We start from the raw sequence: 20316 nt of genomic DNA, 5'->3' as shown, positions 1-20316 counted from the left end.
ATAAACCGTTACAAAAACAAGATAATTGAGGAAATATGCGAAAGGGTCGCTGTTGTGCCTTGTTGGCGTTGATGCTTTTAATCGGAACAATTTCTTTACCATGGTGGATCGCACCAAAACAAATTGAACGGGTGGTAAACTATTTCCTTGCGCCGAATTATTCTGTACAACTCGCCGATAATTGGACGATAAATACGAAAGGATTAACCCTCCCTATTTTGCAAGTCAATTCAGCAAAATGTACGTTGGCAGATCTCCATAATATTCAGCTTAGCGGTTGGTTTTCACCCCATTTAACGGTTGGAAATGCCATAATCGATTATGCCTGTATTCAAACCATGCCAAGTAGTCACGATAAAACACCGCTAAAATTGACCGCACTTTTTGCGACAATACCGACCTTTGAAATGAATATTAAGCAATTTCAAGTTTCAAATGGTAACAATCTTGTTCCGCCCGTTTTTCAGGACATTCTCAATGCCGATATTTCCGCAACGGTAAATCGTAACCGGGATCAATTTCAGCTGAATTTATCCGCCCAAAATGACAAAGGATTAATATTACATCATCAATCCACCTTCTCCCCTCAAGACAATCACTTTATTTGGCAAGGAACACTTCATTATCAACCGGAAGAAAAGCAATCTTATCAATCACATTTTAATGTTCAATTAAATGATGAAATTCTACAAATTCAGCCAAAAGGTGAGATCGCTCTCAGCTGGCAAAACCCTCATTTTTCCGTCAATCACGGGGAGGCAACCTTGTCTTGGGAAGGTGAAAATGGCGTCATTAAAGCACAAGATCTCACCAGAAAATCACCATTATTAGACATACCCTTTATTTTTACTCAGAACGGACTGGAAATTTCTTGGGGAACATTTTATTGGACCTTTGACGGTTATCAGCCTATTAAAGGCTTTTTGGGATTATCTTTACGTACTCCGCCCAAAGGTTGGTTTCCCTTTGGGATTGATACTAACATCATCGTGCAAACCTTCGGTGAGTATGGTAAAGGTGAGATTGTGATTTCCGGTGAAAATGGCGAAATTGGCGGGGGAGAAAAACAAGATCAGATCCATTTTAATTTAAAAACGCGCGGTGATTTGCGCTATAACAATACGGTTGCACACACGAATTTAACCTATCATCTCGGGGGTTCATTTAATGACCCTTTACTTCGTTTTAACAAAGATTCCATTTTCAAAATGGATAATCAACAGCAAGACACTAATATTCACGTCCGTCTGCCACTCGATCATATCCAAATTGGTAAATACGGGTTAAACGGTCGGCTACAAGCGACCCTGAAAGGTTTCACAGCACAATTTTCCGCTATTGATGTGAAATTGAATGGACTGGCTGATGAATTTATTGCCGGGATCAAAACCGTTTTTGAATTACGTGATCCACAACAGAGATTACAAAATGCTGAAAGCAATGCCAATAACCGCTGGGATTGGACAATTCAAGGCAACGCTTATTGGAATACCTTAAAAACTCCGGTCAAACTACAAGGTGTCGGATTTTGGCAAGGGGATCATATTGAATTAAATCAACTCACCGCCCATTCCGATAAAATTCAAACAAACGGCATAACTATGTCGCCTCTCTCGTTAGAATTAAAAGATCATTTACGCTGGGATTATGAAAAATCTCATATTCGCGGTTTGTTACAAATCAAAAGTGAACGAATTGCCTTTGATTACGGCGGCGCTTTTACCCAGCCTGTTTTTGGTGTCGGTATTGATGGGGAAAGTATCGAACGTTTTAATATCGCCGGTGATTTAAAAGCGGGAACACTCGGTCCGATCGATCTGCGAGCCCGTTATAAAAATCAAAAACTAACAGGAAAAATCAGTTGGCAAAAACAATCGGCAAATGTATTCCAATCCCTTTTTCCACAACAATGGGGCTGGTTAATTCATAATGGGCATATTAAAGGGGCTAGCAATTTTAATATTGATCATAAAGGGATTAAGATGAAAGGGGACGTGCACCTTTACAATGCCGGACTTTCCTTTCCTGATGGTGAAATTGAAGATTTAGACATTCGTTTCCCAGTTAATTATCAGAATAATGCTTTACAAAATTCAACTAAAAATCCAATTAAGGTTTCTGTTCGTAATATGCGTAAAGGCGCATTATTCCTGAATGATGCAGCCTTTAATTTATCCGGTACTTATCCGAACTCTAAGGCAAAACCAATTACCCTAAGTCATGTAAGAATCGGTTTATTTGACGGTGAATTAACCATAGACAAACTGAATTTTCCGCAAGATAAAATCGCCACGCTAAAATTCCGTAATATAGATCTCCAACGGGTGATGACAATGGCACAATATAATCAAGTTCATTTGGAAGGGCGTATCAATGCAACCTTACCTTTTTGGCTCAATCATTCTGCCTGTTTAATTTGTGACGGAACATTACAACAAGCCGATAAAATGCGAATTAAATTAAATGATGAGGTTGCCAAAGGGCTAAAAAAAGGCGGTTTAACCGAAAGCATTCTAGTTGATTTATTAAAAGAAATGGATCTCCAAAACACTCATGCCAATATTCATCTCGCTCCAAACGGACAAATGAATTTACGAGCCACTATCAAAGGTTTCAATGTCAATAATCCCAATCATGCCCCGATTACATTAAATTATCATCATCAAGAAAATATGTTTGAATTATGGAATATGATTGACTACGGTGCACAATTTGAACAAAATTTACAATATCAGCTTTATCAAAATTTAGAACATGAAAAAACACCTTAAAAATCAAGCACACTTTTTTGTGGCGTTATTTTCCCTTAACTTATTGGCAGGCTGCACCCCGACTATCCAGCTTGATACACCCAAAGAAGGCATCACTATAAATATGAATGTGGTGGTGGATCATAATATTAATGTCACGATGGATGAAAAAACCAAAGCTGCGATAGAAAATAAAAAATAAAGAAAAAATAATGGCTTACCTTTGTAAGCCATTTCATTTCTTAAAAATTTAATACCTTATCCGCTTCTACCGTCCAATCGGCAAGCTCTACCAATGTGCCGATTTCCACCCCTTCCGCTAAAGGTAAATCCGTGATCCCTCGTGCGTTAGTACAGGTTTTGCAAAGTTTTACCGTTGCTCCTTGAGCCGTTAAAATCTCCAGCATTTGTTGTAAATGATACCCTTCCGTCGGATTTTGTTTTGCCAATCCACCGCTTACCGCATCGGACATTAAAAAGAGTTTCAAATTAACCGCACTTTTATGCTGTTCTTGCAATTGTAATGCCAAACGTAACGCACTAAAAAAATGTTCATCCCCATAAGGTGAGGAATGAATAATAAAAAGAATGTTTTGCATAATATATCCTCTTTTCTTTGAATGTAAAAAAGGCGAACCTTAGGCTCGCCCCTGTGATTAACCCACCCACACGAATTTCGCAATAAATAAAAGGGAAACGACCCAAACCGGTGCGTTGATTTCTTTAATGCGGCCGGTGCAGGCTTTCATAATGCAATAACTGATAAAGCCGAAGGCGATCCCTTCCGTGATGGAATAAGTGAAAGGCATCATAGCTGCGGTAATAAATGCCGGTGCCGCCTCCGTTAAATCCTCCCACGACACACGAATTAAGCTGGATGCCATTAAAATTCCCACATAAACCAATGCCCCGGCTGTCGCATAAGCCGGCACAACGGCGGTGAGCGGCGAGAAGAAAATCGTCAGTAAAAATAACACGCCCACGGTTACTGCCGTTAAACCTGTGCGTCCTCCCACGGAAACACCTGCCCCACTTTCGATGTAGGTACTGATTGCCGAAGTACCGATATAAGCACCGCCCACCGCACTCATACTATCCACCAGTAAAGCTTGTTTCATTTTTGGGAAACGCCCTTTTTCATCGCTGATACCGGCCTTGTCCGTCACGCCTAATAAGGTGCCGGAAGAATCGAATAAATTGACTAATAAAAATGAAAAAATAATGCCAAGCAATGCGGTATCTAACGCACCGGCAATATCCACTTTGCCCACCACGGTATCTAATGCAGGCGGCATAGAAATAATACCGTGGAACATCACCGTATCATCTAACCAAAGGGCAAGCCCCGTGACCACTGCAATGGAAATCAATACACCGGAAAAAATATTGCGCGCCGCTAATACTACGATAATGAAAAAGCCCAGTACACCAAGGAGCACTTTAGGATCATGCAAATCACCCAGCGCCACTAATGTGGCAGGGTTTGCCACCACAAGCCCCATATTTTTAAAACCAATCAATGCGATGAAAAAGCCAATCCCTGCACCAATTCCCACACGAATACTCAATGGGATAGACGCCATTAACCAATAACGCACTTGCAACAGGGTAAGCACCAATAATCCTACGGAGCCCCAGAAAATCGTCCCCATTCCAATTTCCCATGAATAACCTAATTTACCCACCACCACATAAGCAAAAAAGGCATTCAGCCCCATTGCCGGTGCGAGGGCGATAGGCAGATTACTGAAAAGTCCCATCGCCATCGTACCAATGCTGGCAATTAAACAGGTGGTGACAAATACAACCTGCTTGTCCATCCCTGCATCCCCCAAAATTGACGGGTTCACAAAGACAATATAAACCATAGTAAAAAAGGTGGTGATACCGGCGATAATTTCGGTTTTCGTGTTCGAGCCTTTTTCACGCAATTTGAAAAGTCGTTCTAACATAATTGTTCCTTAAAATTAATAACCTTGATGATAAATCGCTTCGAGTAATTTTACGGAAAGATGAGCGAGATTAAAACGCTGCTCGTCTGCTACCGTCCAGAATTCAATCCCATTTTCGAGCGTACTTAATGAATTGATATGTAATTTTACTTCTGCTTCACCACTTTCTTTTTCACCATTTATTACTGGTGTAATGCTTGTATCATGATATTGTACAAACTCATTATCTTGCGCTTGGAAATTTGCTTCATAGTCCCAAAGTGCGATCACTTTTTGTGCCATTCCGTAAAACACCGGCACCTGCACAGCATGAAATATCACCGAATGACATTGAGGAAAAATCTTTTGAAATTGCGCTGATAAAGCCATTGTTTGTTGTGGATAGACATCAAATGCCAAACGAGTTTCCTCGTCATCTAACGGAATGCCATTCAACAAACGAGCCGTTTGCCCTGCAAGTTTATTGACAGTTTCGCCATTTTGATAAGAGGCCGGAAGTAAAGATGTGGTGAAAATTTGAGTCAGGTTCGTCTGTTGTAATAAAGGATGAATTGCCAATGCAAGTTGGCTGACTTGAGGATCAGGTAAGCTGACAATGTGACGTTGTCTTAATTCGACGAGATCCGATTCATTAATACTTGGTACCACCACAGGCACATCCGAAAGAGTGCTACATACCCCTTTCATATCAATCACTACGCAACCCTGCTCTGCCGCATCAGCGATATAGGAGGCTTGTTCTACGGTGCCTGCGAAAAAGAGGTAATCTGCCTCATTCCAATCCATTTCTTTTAGTGAACATTGCGCAACACTTTTATTTTTAAAACGAATCCCTTGTTCTTCCTCAAAAGGATAAATTTCAACCACTGTCACTTTCGCAATATTAAGTTCACTTTGTTCCAGTGCTTCAACAATTTTTTCACACAATTCAAATTCTGCCGCAATGGCGATATTTAGGCTTGCATCCATTTTTTTCTCCGCTATAAAATAAGCGATCCATTCTACAAAAAAAGGGCTAGAAATAAAATGACACCGGCAATCGATTTACTCAAAAAACAGAAAATTCCTTTTATTCCTCATACTTATGAGCATGATCCCAACAATCCCCATTTTGGCGATGAGGCGGCTGAAAAACTGGGCATTGATCCCCATCGTTCTTTTAAAACCTTACTGGTGGCTGAAAACGGCGATCAAAAAAAGCTGGCTTGTTTCGTTTTACCAACAGCAAATATGCTAAATCTAAAAAAAGCTGCCAAAGCCATCGAGACCAAAAAAGTGGAAATGGCAGATAAAGATTTTGCCCAAAAAAGTACGGGATATTTAGTTGGAGGAATTAGCCCTCTCGGGCAAAAGAAACGGCTAAAAACAGTGATAAATTCAACCGCACTTGAATTTGAGACGATCTATGTTTCCGGAGGAAAACGAGGGTTAAGTGTAGAACTGGCTCCTAAAGACTTGGCAATCTTATTGAATGCTAAGTTTCTGGATGTGATTGATGAAGAATAAGAACAATAAAAAGAGACAGGCAATCAGCCTGTCCCAAAAATCCATTAAGTATATCTGTTTTTAATTGTCAGGATTAAAATTTTTATCCTGCCAATCATTAAAAAGCAGAAGTATCTTGAAACAATCCGACTTTCAAATCCGTAGCGGTATAAATAACGCGTCCATCGACTTCGACTTCCCCATCAGCCATTCCCATGACTAATTTACGGTTAATTACCCGCTTCATATTAATACGGTAAATTACTTTTTTTGCTGTGGGTAAAATCTGACCGGTAAATTTGACTTCTCCAACCCCTAACGCACGACCTTTTCCTTTACCACCGATCCAACCTAGAAAAAAGCCTACTAATTGCCACATAGCGTCTAAGCCTAAACATCCCGGCATCACCGGATCGCCAATAAAATGGCAACCAAAAAAAGGTAAATTCGGATTAATATCCAATTCCGCCTCAATATAGCCTTTTCCAAAAGTACCGCCGTCTTCCGTCATTTTAACAATACGATCCATCATTAGCATTGTCGGAGCGGGAAGCTGAGGCCCTTCAGCACCAAATAGTTCACCGCGACCGGACGCAAGTAAATCTTCATAGCTGTAACTTTCTTTCTTATTTGGTGTACAAGTGTTTTGCATTTTTTCTTCCTATAATTTATTTTATTCCAGTGAACCACTGATATTAAGCATTTTAAAAGGAATAAAAAACACTGTAAATAGAAAACACTTGTTAGCTGAACTTGTCCGATCAGTTTTGCAATGATTGAACCATAGACATCATGTAAAAAAGAAGAGCGAACATTTGTTCGCTCTTTAACTTGTAACTATCTGAAAAAATTAAACAAGCCTTTCTTCGGTGGCTCTGCACGAAAATCAATTCGCCGCTGGATAAGGCGAGAAATCGGCGTTTTGCTATCTTCGTAAATTTGATTTTCTTCTTCTAATAGATCCCGTTGGAAAATCAATTCACAGGTTTGATAAATATCTTCTACCGGAAAAATAAAAAATTCACCATTTTTGACCGCACTTACTACTTCATCAGAAAGGCTCAATTGCTGAATGGTTGTTGCCGGAATAATGACGCCTTGCTTTCCGGTAAGCCCTCTTCGTTGGCAAATGGTGAAAAAGCCCTCAATTTTATCATTCACACCGCCTACTGCATGTACAAGTCCAAATTGATCAATTGAACCGGTTACTGCAATATGTTGTGGCAAAGGCAATTCAGCCAATGCACTGACAAGCACGCAAAAAATAGCTAACGATGCACTATCTCCATCAATTTCACCGTAAGATTGCTCAAAAACCAGGGAGGCGGAAAAAGGGAGTTGTGAAGGTAATTCCAAAATATTCGACAAACAGGCTTGCGCAATCATCATTCCTTTACCGTGTAAATTTCCGGCAAGTTCATTTTTACGTTCTACGTCCACCACTTCCCCTTCACCAAATTGCACCACGCAACTAATACGTGAAGGCTCACCAAAGACCACTGGTGTACCGGGGTATTCAATCACGGATAAACCATTAATTTGTCCGACAATTTCACCTGCTGTTTCCACATAAACCTGTTCATTGAGAATATCGGCATAGGTTTGTTCTTTTAAAAAGCCGTGTTGTAGCCTTTGCTGTTGAAAAAATGCCTCAAAATCAACCGCACTTAGTGATGTTTTTTGTGCAAGTGTCGCGGTATTAAGTAGTATATTTTTCAATATTGCAGGAGAAGCATTAATTAAAAATCGATTCTCACTTTTTCTTACAAGAAATTGATACAATTTATTCAATGCTGAAAAATCCAACGCGAGCTGATTTTCTTCCGCTACACCTTGAACATAGCCAACCCAATTTTTTTGCTCATCAATATCGGTTACTGAAAGATAGCTTTCAATTTCGGCATAATCCGAAAAATTGTATAAATTTTCTTCCAGTTCCCCCAATGTGGCAAGTTCTGTGCGATTGCCTAGCACGATCACTTTGACATCAAGCAGATAACTTGGAATTTCGCAAGATAGTGTTTTAAAGGGATGAGCAGAATACCAATCGAAGTGTTTGGTTTGTAAAATGTGTTTTAAGCGTTGCCATAAATCAAATTGTGCCAATAATGTTGAAGCGCTCAAAATCAACACGCCCCCATTAGCACGGTGAACTAGTCCCGGATGAAGTTGAATATCTTGTGAACTCGGATGTAGTTTCACACTACCAAAGAGTTGAAATTGATCACAATATAATGCACTTAGCACTTCGCCTGCAGCAGCGAAATTATCTTCCAAAGATTTTGCCGGCTCTACCACTATTCGAGGAAATGAAAAAGAATCCCCCTGTTTCACAATATAATTTACCCCAAAAATCGACCGCACTTGGGGTAGCATTTTCCGTACTAACGGCGTAAGCAAGTCTGCATAATCGCTCTGATCATCTGCTTTTAGCACGATAAGGGAACGATTTGGATTACGTAAAAACAAAGAAAGGGCATTTTTGGCATTCGGCTGTAAGGCCCAAAAATCAAGGGGTTGAGTAGGTTGTTCAGTATAGTTTAATTGGGGCTGTAGCGATTCCCAATTAAGGGATTGTTCTTGAAAGAAAGATGAACTCACTGGCGATTTCTCATTAGTAAAATTGCCCGCATTATCTCATATTTATGTACATTGTAAAAATCAGCTGGAAAAATTAATTTAAAACACGTATATTAAACGAGTTACCACGTCACTAAATATTATATGTCATGAAATATCAAAAGTTAGAAAACCAAGAAGCTAATTGGAAATGGATTTACCTCATTCGAAAATATCGTGAAGGTGAAAATATCACTCGGTACGAAGAAAAAAGCCTGCGAGAATCCATTGTAGCAGAATTATTGGAAAGCCAAAATTATCCGGAAAAGATTGAGAATTGGATTAAGCAGCATCTTTCTACGGCATTGCCAATTAAATTGGATCAAGCTATTCGGGCAAGACGCAAACGTTTTTTCAATGGGGAAAAGCAATCTACCAAAAAAAAATCTATTGATTTGGAATATGCCGTTTGGCTACGTCTTTCAAAATACTCACGTAAAATGAAGATGACACTTTCAGAAACGATCACTTATATGATCGATGAACGTGAAAGTAAAGCCCTATATGAAAGCCAAATGTCGGCAATGAAAGATAGCCTTAAAAATTTATTAAAATAAAAAGACAAGGTGGTAAGCCCTGTCTTTTGAATTAAACTAAATAGAGAAATTTAAGAACGCGGTTTGATTCACGCCCTTACTTTATTCCACGATTGGAATAATTTTTGTGGCATGAGATCCTTTATCGCCGTGAATCACTTCAAACTGCACTTTTTGTCCTGCTTTTAATGAACGATAACCATCCATTTCAATTACAGAGTAATGTGCGAAGATATCAGCATCCACGCCTTCTGCGGAAATAAAACCAAATCCTTTTGCGTTATTAAACCACTTAACAATACCAATTTCCATTATTGACCTCTTATAGGGCTTCGCCTATACAACCATAAAACAAATAAGACGTATGCCTTATCACCTTAAGTGGTCACTATATTTAAATATTTTGATTTCTTATGCAACAAGCAATATTAAAAAGTGTTATAGAGATCACAAAATATTTTTACTTTTCAATGTTTTTTTCTGATTTTTCATATAATTCGCGCAATTCTCTTGCCACAATTTGAATTGCTTCACCACTATTTATACCTTTTGCCATTAATTCCTGAATTTTTTCAACCGCTCTTTGCTGTTCTTCATGTGTTAATTGAATATCTAACATAAATTTACCAACCCAATTTTGCCATTAAATCTTGCCATTGCTCATCCAATGGTGCTCGAATTATGATTTCTTCCTGTGAAATAGGATGTATAAAACATAGCATTTCTGAATGTAACAATAAACGTTTACAACTCATATTTTCTGTCAAAGCCCGATTTTGGTGTAAATCGCCGTATTGAGTGTCTCCTAGTATAGGATGAAAAATATGTTTGCAATGCCTGCGTAACTGATGCTTTCTTCCTGTATGCGGAATTAAGCGTACCAAAGAATAGCGTGACGTGTTATAACGCCCCACCGCATAAGGCATTTCTACGGTTTTCAGGCATTCATAATCCGTGATCGCTTCTTGTGCCGTTTTGTCCTCTTGTGCAAATTTATCGGCAATTTTATCAAGCTGAATTTTCAACGGATACTCAATTCGACCTCTTCCCTCCAGATAACCACGCAACACCGCTAAATAGGACTTTTTTACCTTTTTTTGCTCAAATTGGCAACACATCAAGTTTGCAATTTCACTGCTTAAGGCAAATAGTAACACGCCGGATGTAGGACGATCTAAACGGTGAATAGGAAAGACATGCTGCCCGATTTGATCACGTAGCGTTTGCATAATAAATTGTGTCTCGTGGGGATCTAACCAACTACGGTGCACTAACATTCCGGCTGGTTTATTCACGGCAACCAGCCATTTATCTTGATATAAAATCTCTAGGATCATTGATTCTGTAATATGTCTTCTAAGGCAATTAAAGGGACAAGCAATGAAGCAAGATCATCAAACTCTTTCATGGCTTCTTCAATATAGGGAGAAATCGCAATTTGGCTTGGTAGTGGCGCGCCACTATCTAACAAAGCGTACATACGTGGAATAAACACCCATTGCAACCATTCTTCCGGAGCCATAGTATCAAGAGAAAAAGGTTCTTCGCTCAAAAATGCCTCCTGTGCCGGAGGTACAGACTGCCACAAATTCAAACGTTGCATGGTTTGTTGAAGTTGTTCAAGATGAAGCTTAGTTTGATTACGCATAATCCTCCTTATAATGAAACTCGCAACTTAGAAAATTGCTGTATTCTACGTAAAACCGAGTGGCTAGGCAAAAAGTGCGGTCATTTTTAACCATGAATCACCGAAAAATCTTCAGCTGAAATTTCTTTATGAATAGTCGCCATCACTCGCTCAACTTTTGCCGTTCTAGGACCTAACTTTAGCCATTGTTCAAAAGCCTCTAACTGCTCTTCGCTCCCCTGTGCAATGGCTTCCACCGAACCGTCAGCTCGATTTTTGACTGAGCCTTTAATCCCTAATTTTTTCGCTTCTTTCCAAGTAAAATAACGAAATCCTACGCCTTGTACTCGCCCATAAATGAAAAATTGTTTTGTCATATAATCCCTCAAACCAACTCTTACTAGGTATTTTCCTTGATTTTGATCATCATTTTATCAAGAAATAAAATTCCAGGCTTTCTATTTTCCACAAAATACCCTACTATTTTTATCGGATTTATTTGGCTTAAATGGAGTGCTTATTATGTCTTTTGCTCAACAAAAACTTAGTGAATTAGCCGTTGCAATTCCTGGTGCAACAAAAATTTTCCGTGAATATAATCTTGATTTCTGTTGTGGTGGTTCTGCTCTTTTGGAAGTAGCAGCACAGCAAAAAAATCTTAATCTCGCTGAAATTGAAGCACGTTTGGCAAATCTACAACAGCAAGAAAATAGGGAAAAAAATTGGTCAGATGCACCTTACAATGAACTGATTGAACATATTATAGAACGTTTCCACAATCGCCATCGCGAACAATTACCCGAACTCATTACATTAGCAGAAAAAGTAGAAAATGTGCATGCTGATCGCGAAGATTGCCCCGTTGGAACAGCCGCATTATTAGAAAAAATCCATGCAGAATTAAGTCAGCATATGATGAAAGAAGAAAACATTCTTTTCCCAATGATTAAAATGGGCAATTATGCAATGGCGGCAATGCCAATTCGAGTAATGGAAATGGAACATGATGAGGCGGGACAAGATGTAGAAGTGTTGAAATCCATTACAAATCACCTTATACCGCCGGAAGATGCCTGTTTTAGTTGGCGTGCGCTTTATAGCGGTATTAACGCCTTTATTGACGATTTAATGCACCACATTCATTTAGAAAATAATATTTTGTTCCCAAGCGTATTAAACGAAAAATAAATACGATAAACAGAACAAAGTGCGGTCAAAATTTTAGATATTATGCAGTAGTGGCACAAAAATTTGTGCCAACTGAAAACGATAAAACCTCAGCATATCGTTACTCTGATGATGAATGTTTTACATTCCGTTTTGCTGTCGTGGCAAAGATAATTTTATCAGGGCGATAACTAATACTACCATACTGAAACGGACGTCCATCCTCTAAATAAGTTGTACTGGTTACATTAACAACCATCTCATATTCTCCAAGATCTAAGGTGTTTTTTTCTTCCTCATTAGCATAACGAAAGACAATTTTCCGTTGTGAATGACTAATGTTCAAACCTAATTCGTTTTCTAAATAATGATAAATAGATTGCTCTGCAATATCACGACTAATAAAAGGCACGATACGACGATCAAAATAAGAGAGTTCGTATTCAACATTTTCTCCATCAATTTCACGTATTCGGCCTATACGGTAAAAATCAATTTGTTCATTTACATTGAAGACATGCATTAATTCCTCCTCCCCTTGCACAATATATAAACTCGTGAGCATTGTTTTCACTTGATGAGTTGAAGAATAATCCAATTCTCTCTGTGTTTTAATTTCAGAAAGCATCTGAGGTTTTAACCTCTCTTGTTCTAAGACGATAGAATTTCTTCCCTGTTGCTTTTGAATATAGCCGTCCATTTCGAGTAATAAAAGAGCTTTACGGATAGTGTCTTTAGAAAAACCATAATGCTGCATTAACTCATTTTCACTGGGCAACTCCTGATTTTTCGTTAAAACATTTTTGTTAATTTTAGTTTTTATATCATTGTAGACGTTTTTATATTTGCTCATTCTTCGTTCCATGCTACCTACTTAGCCAATAGGATAACACAAATCACCTAAGCTATACGTATAAATTGTGATTCAAATCACACTTTTACGTTAATGATAAAACTTTTACGTAAAAGATATTGCGTAACGAGAAATTTTAGCTAAAATTGGCGACAGTTTTTGTTTCCATAAGGAAAAATTATGCTTACTCGTTCAAGCGGTGTTTTAATGCACATCACCTCATTACCTAATTCATTCGGAATCGGTAGTTTTGGACAATCCGCCTATGATTTTGTCGATTTTTTGGTTGAAACTAAGCAAACCTACTGGCAAATCCTTCCATTAACCACAACAAGCTACGGCGATTCTCCTTATCAATCTTTCTCAGCCATTGCCGGTAATACCCATCTCATTGATTTTGATTTATTGACACAAATGGGACTTTTAAAAGAAAAAGACTACATCTCTGTCAATTTTGGCGATGACCCGACACAAGTTGATTATGAGCGTATTTTTTATGCCAGACGCCCGATTTTAGAAACGGCGGTAAAAAATTTTGTTGCGAATGATAAGTTACAGCCTGAATTTGAAAACTTTGCAGAAAATAACCGCACTTGGTTGACGGATTATGCGGAATTTATGGCAATTAAAGAACATTTTGGCAATCAAGCATTGCAAAAATGGGAAGACAAACAAGCCATCGCCCGTGTGCCAGAGGCGTTGGAAAAATACCGCGCAATGTTGGCAGAGCAAATTCAGTATTTCAAAGTGACCCAATACTTTTTCTTCCAACAATGGCAAGCGCTGAAAGATTATGCTAACCAAAAAGGCATTAAAATTATCGGTGATATGCCGATTTATGTCTCCTCCGATAGTGTGGAAGTATGGACAAAACCGGAACTCTTTCAATTGGATGCAGAACGTAATCCCCTATTTGTAGCCGGGGTTCCTGCCGATCAATTCAGTGCGACGGGGCAACTTTGGGGTAACCCGCTTTATGATTGGGACGAACATAAAAAACAAGGCTATGCTTGGTGGATTTATCGTATCGCGGAAAGCTTTAAAATTTACGATGTACTGCGTATCGACCATTTCAAAGGTTTTTCAGATTACTGGCAAGTGGACGGCAAGGCAGACATTGCCAAGTACGGTAGCTGGCAACCGGGTCCCGGCTACGAATTATTTGAAGCGGTAAAAGAACAATTAGGTGACTTACCAATTATCGCTGAAGATCTGGGTAATATTGATGATAAGGCGAAAAAACTGTTAGCGGATTGCGGTTATCCCGGTATGAAAATTTTACAATTCGGTTTTGAAGATACCACCGGCGCAAGTTTTGATAGCCCACATCATTGCATCCCTCATTGTATTGCCTACACCGGCACACACGACAATGATGTCATTAATGGTTGGTATGACAATTTAACCTCAGAACAACAACAATATGTCAATGATTATACCCATCGTGGTGCTGATGAATCTATTTGTCAGGCAGTAATTCGTCAATTATTCGCCACGGTCAGTAATACGGCGATTGCCACGATGCAAGATATTTTAGACTTGCCGACCCGCTCAAGAACGAATATTCCTTCTACTATTGGCGGAAATTGGCAATGGCGGATGCAAACCACTGATTTAACTCAAGACAAAAAAGATTTCTTAACGAAAATAACCACGTTATATCAAAGAGCAAATAAGGAAAAAACAATGATTAAATTTAGTAATTTTGTGCAAGCCAGTACAAACAAGCCTCTTGAAGAATTAAATGATCAGGCTATTTATGCACAGTTATTAAACTATATAAAAACCCTTTCTGCGGATAAACCAAAAAATACCGGAAAACGGAAAGTTTATTATATTTCTGCTGAATTTTTGATTGGTAAATTATTATCTAACAATCTCATTAATCTTGGGATATATCAAGAAGTTAAAGATGAATTGACACAAGCCGGAAAATCATTAAGCCATATTGAAGATATTGAACCTGAACCCTCTTTAGGAAATGGCGGTCTAGGGCGTTTAGCCTCCTGTTTTATTGACTCAATGGCGACGCTTGGCTTAAATGCCGAAGGAGTGGGTTTGAACTATCATTGCGGCTTATTTAAACAAGTCTTTAAACGCAATGAACAAAAAACCGAACCGAATTATTGGATCGAAGAAAATTCTTGGCTAATACCAACAAATATTAGCTATGAAGTGCCATTTAAATCTTTTACTTTAACTTCAAGATTAGACCGTATTGATATCTTGGGTTATAAAAAATCAACTAAAAATTACCTCAATTTATTTGATATTGAATCGGTGAATTATCACTTAATCAAAGATGGGATTAACTTCGATAAAACGAACATTAAAGAAAATTTAACTTTATTTCTTTATCCCGATGACTCTGATAAAAATGGAGAATTACTGCGCATTTACCAACAATATTTTATGGTCTCCAATGCCGCACAATTATTAATTGATGAAGCCCTTGAACGTGGTAGTAATTTATACGATTTGGCGGATTATGCTTATGTACAAATTAATGATACCCATCCTTCTATGGTGATTCCTGAATTAATTCGCTTACTTACTGAAAAACACCATCTTAAATTTTCAGAAGCGGTAGAAATCGTGCGCAATATGGTGGGTTATACCAACCACACAATTCTTGCCGAAGCTTTAGAGAAATGGCCGCTTGCTTATTTAAAGAAAGTCGTACCACATTTAGTCGTCATCATTAAAAAATTAGATAAATTAGTGCGTAGCGAATATAAAGATCCTTCCGTACAAATTATTGATGAAGACAATCGTGTCCATATGGCACACATGGATATCCATTTTTCAAACTCGGTCAATGGCGTTGCAGCGTTACATACAGACATTTTGAAAAATGCGGAACTCAAAGCATTTTATGCCCTTTATCCGGAGAAATTTAATAATAAAACCAACGGGATCACTTTCCGTCGTTGGTTAGAGTTTTCCAACCAAGAATTAGCGGCTTACCTCAAACAACTCATTGGGGATAGTTATTTACAAGACGCCACACAATTAGAAAAATTACTGGCTTTTGCTGATGATAAACAAGTGCATCAAAAACTGGCTGAAATTAAGTTTAAAAACAAATTGGCCTTAAAAACCTATCTTAAAGAAAATAAAGGCATTGAATTAGATGAAAATTCAATTATTGATACACAAATTAAACGTTTCCATGAATACAAACGTCAGCAAATGAATGCACTTTATGTGATTCATAAATATCTTGAAATTAAGGCAGGTAAATTACCTCAACGTAAAATTACCGTTATCTTTGGCGGTAAAGCTGCACCGGCTTATGTAATTGCACAAGATATTATTCATTTAATTCTTTGTTTATCCGAACTTATTAATAACGATCCTGAAGTAAACAAATATTTAAATGTTTATTTAGTAGAAAACTATAATGTGAGCGTGGCTGAAAAATTAATCCCGGCTACGGATATTTCAGAGCAAATATCTCTTGCCTCAAAAGAAGCCTCCGGCACAGGTAATATGAAGTTTATGCTTAATGGTGCATTAACGCTGGGAACAATGGACGGTGCGAATGTTGAGATTGCCGAGCTTGCGGGTGCAGAGAATATTTACACCTTTGGTAAAGATTCACAAAGTATTATTAAACTTTATGAAACGGCGGGCTATGTTTCAAAAGATTACTACGCCAATGATGAACATATTAAACGTGCCGTAGATTTTATTGTGAATCCGACATTAGTAAAACTCGGTAATTCGGTACGTTTAAAACGCCTCTATAATGAATTATTGAACAAAGACTGGTTTATGACCTTAATTGACTTCAACGCTTATGTCAAAGCTAAAGAGCAAATTTTAGCAGATTATGAAGATCAAGATAGTTGGAATAAAAAAGTCATTCAAAATATCGCAAAAGCAGGTTTCTTCTCCTCAGATCGAACCATTGCACAATATAACGCGGATATTTGGCATTGTGAGGGCTAAGGGAGGGGCAATGAAACTACTGACCCTAAACGTACATGCTTGGTTAGAAGATAACCAAGCAGAAAAAATTGCAATTCTTGCTCAAACAATAGTGGAAAAAGGTTACGACGTTATTGCATTACAGGAAGTAAACCAACTCATGGCAACTCCTGCAGTTACTCAAGCCTTAAAACAGGATAATTATGGCGTAATATTATTACGCCAAATTAACCGACAAGTTGAGCAAAAATATTCATTATTTTGGAGCAATTCACATATTGGCTATGATAAATATGATGAAGGTATCGCTTTTTTAACCCGCCTACCTGTTTATGAAGTCGATCCTTTCTATTGTAGTCAGCATCAACGTCTTGATTCCATTCTTTCACGTAAAATAATGGGATTAACCGTAGAATACCAAAATCAACTTATCGATTGTTATTCCTGCCATATCAATTTACCTGATTGCGAAGGTGAAAATCAGCTCGATAATATTCGAAATATCGTCGAACGTAGTCAAAGTGAAAATTTAAAAATCCTCATGGGGGATTTTAATACCGATGCAATCAGCAATCCGCAAGCTTACCAGCAAATTAAATCATTAGGTTTGCTTGATAGCTACGAGCTTGCCGAACAAAAAGATTCAGGCATTACGGTGGAAAAAGCTATTGATGGTTGGCGTGGTCATAGCGAAGAGAAGCGTTTAGATTATATTTTTTTAAATCAAGCAAAAAGGGTGTTATCCAGTCAGGTAATTTTTAACGGCAAAAATAAACCTGTGGTTTCCGACCATTTTGGCTTAGAAGTGGATGTCATACTGTAGGAGAAAACAAATGAAAAAGTTGCTAAGTTTTGAATTTTGGCAAAAATTTGGCAAGTGCCTGATGGTGGTAATTGCTGTCATGCCGGCTGCCGGATTAATGGTCAGTATTGGTAACTCGTTGCCTTTGCTTAGTGATGCCGAATGGGTCGCCCGTATCGGTAATATTATCGCCCAAATAGGTTGGGGTATCATAGGAAACCTCCATCTGTTATTCGCTTTAGCGATTGGTGGGAGCTGGGCAAATGAACGTGCAGGCGGTGCATTTGCAGCAGGTTTAGCTTTTATTTTGATTAACTTAATCACCGGACACTTTTTCGGTGTAAAAATTGAAATGTTGGCGGATCCCAATGCCCATGTTAGCACATTACTTGCCGGTGAAATTCCTGTAGCGAACTATTTTGTCAATATACTCGGCCAACCGGCATTAAATATGGGGGTGTTTGTCGGGATCATTGCCGGTTTTGTTGGCGCAACAACCTTCAATCGCTACTACAACTTCCGCAAATTGCCTGAAGTCCTCACCTTCTTTAACGGTAAACGTTTTGTCCCTTTTGTCGTCATTTATCGTTCCGTATTGGTCGCATTAATCCTTGCCGTATTCTGGCCTTTAGTACAGTCGGGAATCAACCACTTCGGTCAATGGATTGCCAGCTCACAAAATACCGCCCCAGTCCTTGCACCGTTTATCTACGGTACATTAGAGCGTCTTTTATTACCTTTCGGATTGCACCATATGCTGACTATCCCGATGAACTACACTTCATTAGGCGGAACCTATGAATTCCTAACCGGTGCTCAAAAAGGTGCGCAAGTATTTGGACAAGACCCATTATGGTTAGCTTGGATCTCTGATTTAATTAATTTAAAAGATGCGGGTAATTTAGCACAATATAACGATTTACTCTCAACCGTCACTCCTGCTCGCTTTAAAGTGGGACAAATGATTGGTTCAAGCGGTATCTTGATGGGTATCACTCTTGCTATGTATGTGAATGTGGATGAGGATAAGAAAAAACTCTACAAAGGGATTTTCCTTTCTTCTGCCCTTGCGGTTTTCCTAACCGGTGTAACCGAACCGATTGAATATATGTTTATGTTTGCAGCAATGCCACTTTACATTGTGTATGCCTTAGTTCAAGGTGCGGCATTCGCTATGGCGGATATCGTCAATCTACGCATGCATTCCTTTGGTAACATTGAGTTTTTAACTCGTACCCCAATGGCGATCAAAGCCGGTATTGGCATGGATGTAATCAACTTTATTTGGGTATCCATTCTCTTTGCTGTGGCAATGTTCCTCATTGCGAATTTTATGATTAAAAAATTCAACCTCGCAACAGCAGGACGTAACGGTAACTATGATGCGAAAAGTGCCGACGAAAGCGCCTCTAATGAACCCAAAGTCGCTAACGCCAGCGCACAAGTGGTACAAATTGTGAATTTACTTGGCGGACGCAATAATATCGCCAATGTGGATGCCTGTATGACACGCTTACGCATTTCCGTACATAACGCTGATTTGGTTGGTGACGAAGCCGGCTGGAAACAGGCTGGTGCGATGGGGATTATTATCAAAGGTACAGGTGTTCAGGCCATTTATGGGCCAAAAGCCGATGTACTGAAATCAGATATTCAAGATTTACTTGCCTCCGGAGCTGAAATTCCGAAAGTCTAAGTTATATAATATAAAGTGCGGTTAATTTTGACCGCACTTTTTTATTATTCAGGACACACGCAGTGTGTCCCTATTTTTATTGAAATTATCCTATAACTCTGAAAACTTTTTCATTTTTAACCGCACTTTTCTATTTTCATTTTGTAGAAATTAGCATAGCATAAGCAACGAATCTTATTTTCGTCATAATAAAAGGAGTAATCATGAAATTACGTACGGTTGCACTCAGTATCGTAACATTATTTGCCAGCACTGCCAGTTTTGCCGGTATGGTTTCCAGCTCATCAAATATTGATTTTTTAGCTATTGATGGTCAAAAAGCCAGCAAATCCCTTCTAAAGAAAAGTAATTCATTCAATATAAATGATACCAAGGCTCATCAAGTGGTAGTGCGAGTGGGCGAAATCGTTGGTAGCGGTTCAAGTCAATCCCTTTTTGAATCCAACCCGATTATTGTTACATTTCAGGGTTCAAACGAAGATATTGTAATTTCCTCTCCGACTATTCGCACTAAAGCAGAGGCAGAAAAATTCAACGCAGCGCCGGTTATTAATGTGAAAACAACATCCGGTCAGGAAATTCCGGCAAAGATAGATACGTTAAAGCAAGAAGGTCTATTTCCATCTGCAAATATTGTGAGTGATTTAGCAGACTATAACGCTTCAGGCGCAACTGCAGCAGTTCCGGCATTAGCTACCATGCAACCGATGATGGGTATGGTTCCTGCAGCAAACGGCAAGGCAACCAAAGGTAAAGTCGTCGTTCAAGGCGAAAACGTCGCTGAACAGCAATTACAATATTGGTTCCAGCAAGCGGATAAAGAAACCCAAACCCGTTTCTTAAACTGGGCAAAATCCCATAAATAATGACCGCACTTTATAACGGAGAGTGAGCTT

The 20316-nt window shown here is 38.7% G+C and carries 20 protein-coding genes; 9 read left to right on the top strand and 11 right to left on the bottom strand.

What is annotated here, in order from left to right; all coding sequences use genetic code 11:
- The first annotated feature begins 35 nt into the window (after positions 1-35).
- Positions 36-2771 carry a YdbH family protein gene (locus BKG94_RS06220; RefSeq protein WP_077435289.1) on the top strand — a complete coding sequence of 912 codons (2736 nt, stop codon included), beginning with the start codon at positions 36-38 and terminating at the stop codon, positions 2769-2771.
- Positions 2755-2952: a YnbE family lipoprotein gene (locus BKG94_RS06215; protein ID WP_077435287.1), complete on the top strand. Its 198-nt coding sequence runs from the start codon at positions 2755-2757 to the stop codon at positions 2950-2952. Before BKG94_RS06220 ends, BKG94_RS06215 begins: the two co-directional genes overlap by 17 nt.
- A 40-nt stretch (positions 2953-2992) precedes the next feature.
- Here the strand turns inward: BKG94_RS06215 and BKG94_RS06210 are convergent, their stop codons facing one another.
- The 3 genes from BKG94_RS06210 to BKG94_RS06200 are packed head-to-tail and all read right to left on the bottom strand — an operon-like array spanning position 2993 to position 5671.
- The gene (locus BKG94_RS06210; RefSeq protein WP_077435285.1) at positions 2993-3349 is read right to left on the bottom strand and encodes a DsrE/DsrF/TusD sulfur relay family protein; all 357 of its coding nucleotides are present in this window, start codon (positions 3347-3349) and stop codon (positions 2993-2995) included.
- Between the two features lie 57 nt (positions 3350-3406).
- Complete coding sequence (locus BKG94_RS06205) at positions 3407-4702, bottom strand: NCS2 family permease (protein ID WP_077435283.1); 1296 nt, start codon at positions 4700-4702, stop codon at positions 3407-3409.
- Positions 4703-4717: 15 nt separating this feature from the next.
- Positions 4718-5671 (bottom strand): oxidoreductase, encoded by a 954-nt coding sequence (locus BKG94_RS06200; protein WP_077435281.1) that lies wholly within the window; start codon positions 5669-5671, stop codon positions 4718-4720.
- A 57-nt stretch (positions 5672-5728) separates the two neighbouring features.
- On the opposite strand from BKG94_RS06200, the gene ybaK reads away from it, so the two are divergent.
- Positions 5729-6208 carry a Cys-tRNA(Pro) deacylase gene (ybaK, locus tag BKG94_RS06195; RefSeq protein WP_077435279.1) on the top strand — a complete coding sequence of 160 codons (480 nt, stop codon included), beginning with the start codon at positions 5729-5731 and terminating at the stop codon, positions 6206-6208.
- Between the two features lie 97 nt (positions 6209-6305).
- On the opposite strand, the gene fabA is transcribed toward ybaK, so the two are convergent.
- The gene (fabA, locus tag BKG94_RS06190; protein ID WP_077435277.1) at positions 6306-6839 is read right to left on the bottom strand and encodes a bifunctional 3-hydroxydecanoyl-ACP dehydratase/trans-2-decenoyl-ACP isomerase; all 534 of its coding nucleotides are present in this window, start codon (positions 6837-6839) and stop codon (positions 6306-6308) included.
- A gap of 185 nt (positions 6840-7024) precedes the next feature.
- The gene (locus BKG94_RS06185; RefSeq protein ID WP_077435275.1) at positions 7025-8788 is read right to left on the bottom strand and encodes an AAA family ATPase; all 1764 of its coding nucleotides are present in this window, start codon (positions 8786-8788) and stop codon (positions 7025-7027) included.
- Positions 8789-8916: 128 nt separating this feature from the next.
- Between BKG94_RS06185 and matP the strand changes: the two genes are divergently transcribed.
- Positions 8917-9363 carry a macrodomain Ter protein MatP gene (gene matP / locus BKG94_RS06180; RefSeq protein WP_077435273.1) on the top strand — a complete coding sequence of 149 codons (447 nt, stop codon included), beginning with the start codon at positions 8917-8919 and terminating at the stop codon, positions 9361-9363.
- Positions 9364-9444: 81 nt separating this feature from the next.
- Here the strand turns inward: matP and cspD are convergent, their stop codons facing one another.
- From cspD to BKG94_RS06155, 5 genes are all read right to left on the bottom strand, one after another.
- The gene (gene cspD, locus BKG94_RS06175) at positions 9445-9654 is read right to left on the bottom strand and encodes a cold shock domain-containing protein CspD (RefSeq protein WP_077435271.1); all 210 of its coding nucleotides are present in this window, start codon (positions 9652-9654) and stop codon (positions 9445-9447) included.
- 148 nt (positions 9655-9802) lie between these two features.
- On the bottom strand, positions 9803-9961 hold the full coding sequence (locus BKG94_RS06170) for a YoaH family protein (protein WP_077435269.1): 159 nt from the start codon (positions 9959-9961) through the stop codon (positions 9803-9805).
- A gap of 4 nt (positions 9962-9965) precedes the next feature.
- Positions 9966-10676, bottom strand: coding sequence for a tRNA pseudouridine(65) synthase TruC (gene truC, locus BKG94_RS06165; protein WP_077435419.1), 711 nt, complete (start codon positions 10674-10676; stop codon positions 9966-9968).
- A complete protein-coding gene (locus tag BKG94_RS06160; protein WP_077435267.1) occupies positions 10676-10990 on the bottom strand; it encodes a YqcC family protein in 315 nt (104 codons plus the stop codon). Before BKG94_RS06160 ends, truC begins: the two co-directional genes overlap by 1 nt.
- Positions 10991-11076: 86 nt before the next feature.
- Positions 11077-11346, bottom strand: coding sequence for an acylphosphatase (locus BKG94_RS06155; protein ID WP_077435265.1), 270 nt, complete (start codon positions 11344-11346; stop codon positions 11077-11079).
- A gap of 145 nt (positions 11347-11491) precedes the next feature.
- Here BKG94_RS06155 and ytfE point away from each other — a divergent pair, with 145 nt between their 5' ends.
- Positions 11492-12157: an iron-sulfur cluster repair protein YtfE gene (ytfE, locus tag BKG94_RS06150; RefSeq protein ID WP_077435263.1), complete on the top strand. Its 666-nt coding sequence runs from the start codon at positions 11492-11494 to the stop codon at positions 12155-12157.
- 100 nt (positions 12158-12257) lie between these two features.
- On the opposite strand, the gene BKG94_RS06145 is transcribed toward ytfE, so the two are convergent.
- Complete coding sequence (locus BKG94_RS06145; protein ID WP_077435261.1) at positions 12258-12989, bottom strand: UTRA domain-containing protein; 732 nt, start codon at positions 12987-12989, stop codon at positions 12258-12260.
- 180 nt (positions 12990-13169) lie between these two features.
- Here BKG94_RS06145 and malQ point away from each other — a divergent pair, with 180 nt between their 5' ends.
- The 4 genes from malQ to BKG94_RS06125 all read left to right on the top strand — a co-directional run bounded on the left by malQ (position 13170) and on the right by BKG94_RS06125 (position 20286).
- Positions 13170-16943: a 4-alpha-glucanotransferase gene (malQ, locus tag BKG94_RS06140; RefSeq protein WP_077435259.1), complete on the top strand. Its 3774-nt coding sequence runs from the start codon at positions 13170-13172 to the stop codon at positions 16941-16943.
- Positions 16944-16953: 10 nt separating this feature from the next.
- Positions 16954-17745: an endonuclease/exonuclease/phosphatase family protein gene (locus tag BKG94_RS06135; RefSeq protein WP_077435257.1), complete on the top strand. Its 792-nt coding sequence runs from the start codon at positions 16954-16956 to the stop codon at positions 17743-17745.
- Between the two features lie 10 nt (positions 17746-17755).
- Positions 17756-19420, top strand: a complete 1665-nt coding sequence (locus BKG94_RS06130) for a PTS transporter subunit IIBC (protein ID WP_077435255.1) — start codon at positions 17756-17758, stop codon at positions 19418-19420.
- A gap of 203 nt (positions 19421-19623) precedes the next feature.
- Positions 19624-20286, top strand: coding sequence for a curli polymerization inhibitor CsgI-related protein (locus tag BKG94_RS06125; RefSeq protein WP_077435253.1), 663 nt, complete (start codon positions 19624-19626; stop codon positions 20284-20286).
- The last annotated feature ends 30 nt before the right edge of the window (positions 20287-20316 follow it).

This window comes from Rodentibacter ratti, from assembly GCF_002000485.1.
GTDB classification, from domain to species: Bacteria; Pseudomonadota; Gammaproteobacteria; order Enterobacterales; family Pasteurellaceae; genus Rodentibacter; species Rodentibacter ratti.
Note: the sequence above shows the minus strand (reverse complement) of the source record. Positions and strands in the feature narration are given on the sequence as shown.

Coding starts and splice junctions, on each gene's coding strand:
- BKG94_RS06220 (WP_077435289.1), top strand. CDS start 36: ATGCGAAAGGGTCGCTGTTGTGCCTTGTTGGCGTTGATGCTTTTAATC.
- BKG94_RS06215 (WP_077435287.1), top strand. CDS start 2,755: ATGAAAAAACACCTTAAAAATCAAGCACACTTTTTTGTGGCGTTATTT.
- BKG94_RS06210 (WP_077435285.1), bottom strand. CDS start 3,349: ATGCAAAACATTCTTTTTATTATTCATTCCTCACCTTATGGGGATGAA.
- BKG94_RS06205 (WP_077435283.1), bottom strand. CDS start 4,702: ATGTTAGAACGACTTTTCAAATTGCGTGAAAAAGGCTCGAACACGAAA.
- BKG94_RS06200 (WP_077435281.1), bottom strand. CDS start 5,671: ATGGATGCAAGCCTAAATATCGCCATTGCGGCAGAATTTGAATTGTGT.
- ybaK (WP_077435279.1), top strand. CDS start 5,729: ATGACACCGGCAATCGATTTACTCAAAAAACAGAAAATTCCTTTTATT.
- fabA (WP_077435277.1), bottom strand. CDS start 6,839: ATGCAAAACACTTGTACACCAAATAAGAAAGAAAGTTACAGCTATGAA.
- matP (WP_077435273.1), top strand. CDS start 8,917: ATGAAATATCAAAAGTTAGAAAACCAAGAAGCTAATTGGAAATGGATT.
- cspD (WP_077435271.1), bottom strand. CDS start 9,654: ATGGAAATTGGTATTGTTAAGTGGTTTAATAACGCAAAAGGATTTGGT.
- BKG94_RS06170 (WP_077435269.1), bottom strand. CDS start 9,961: ATGTTAGATATTCAATTAACACATGAAGAACAGCAAAGAGCGGTTGAA.
- BKG94_RS06160 (WP_077435267.1), bottom strand. CDS start 10,990: ATGCGTAATCAAACTAAGCTTCATCTTGAACAACTTCAACAAACCATG.
- BKG94_RS06155 (WP_077435265.1), bottom strand. CDS start 11,346: ATGACAAAACAATTTTTCATTTATGGGCGAGTACAAGGCGTAGGATTT.
- ytfE (WP_077435263.1), top strand. CDS start 11,492: ATGTCTTTTGCTCAACAAAAACTTAGTGAATTAGCCGTTGCAATTCCT.
- BKG94_RS06145 (WP_077435261.1), bottom strand. CDS start 12,989: ATGAGCAAATATAAAAACGTCTACAATGATATAAAAACTAAAATTAAC.
- malQ (WP_077435259.1), top strand. CDS start 13,170: ATGCTTACTCGTTCAAGCGGTGTTTTAATGCACATCACCTCATTACCT.
- BKG94_RS06135 (WP_077435257.1), top strand. CDS start 16,954: ATGAAACTACTGACCCTAAACGTACATGCTTGGTTAGAAGATAACCAA.
- BKG94_RS06130 (WP_077435255.1), top strand. CDS start 17,756: ATGAAAAAGTTGCTAAGTTTTGAATTTTGGCAAAAATTTGGCAAGTGC.
- BKG94_RS06125 (WP_077435253.1), top strand. CDS start 19,624: ATGAAATTACGTACGGTTGCACTCAGTATCGTAACATTATTTGCCAGC.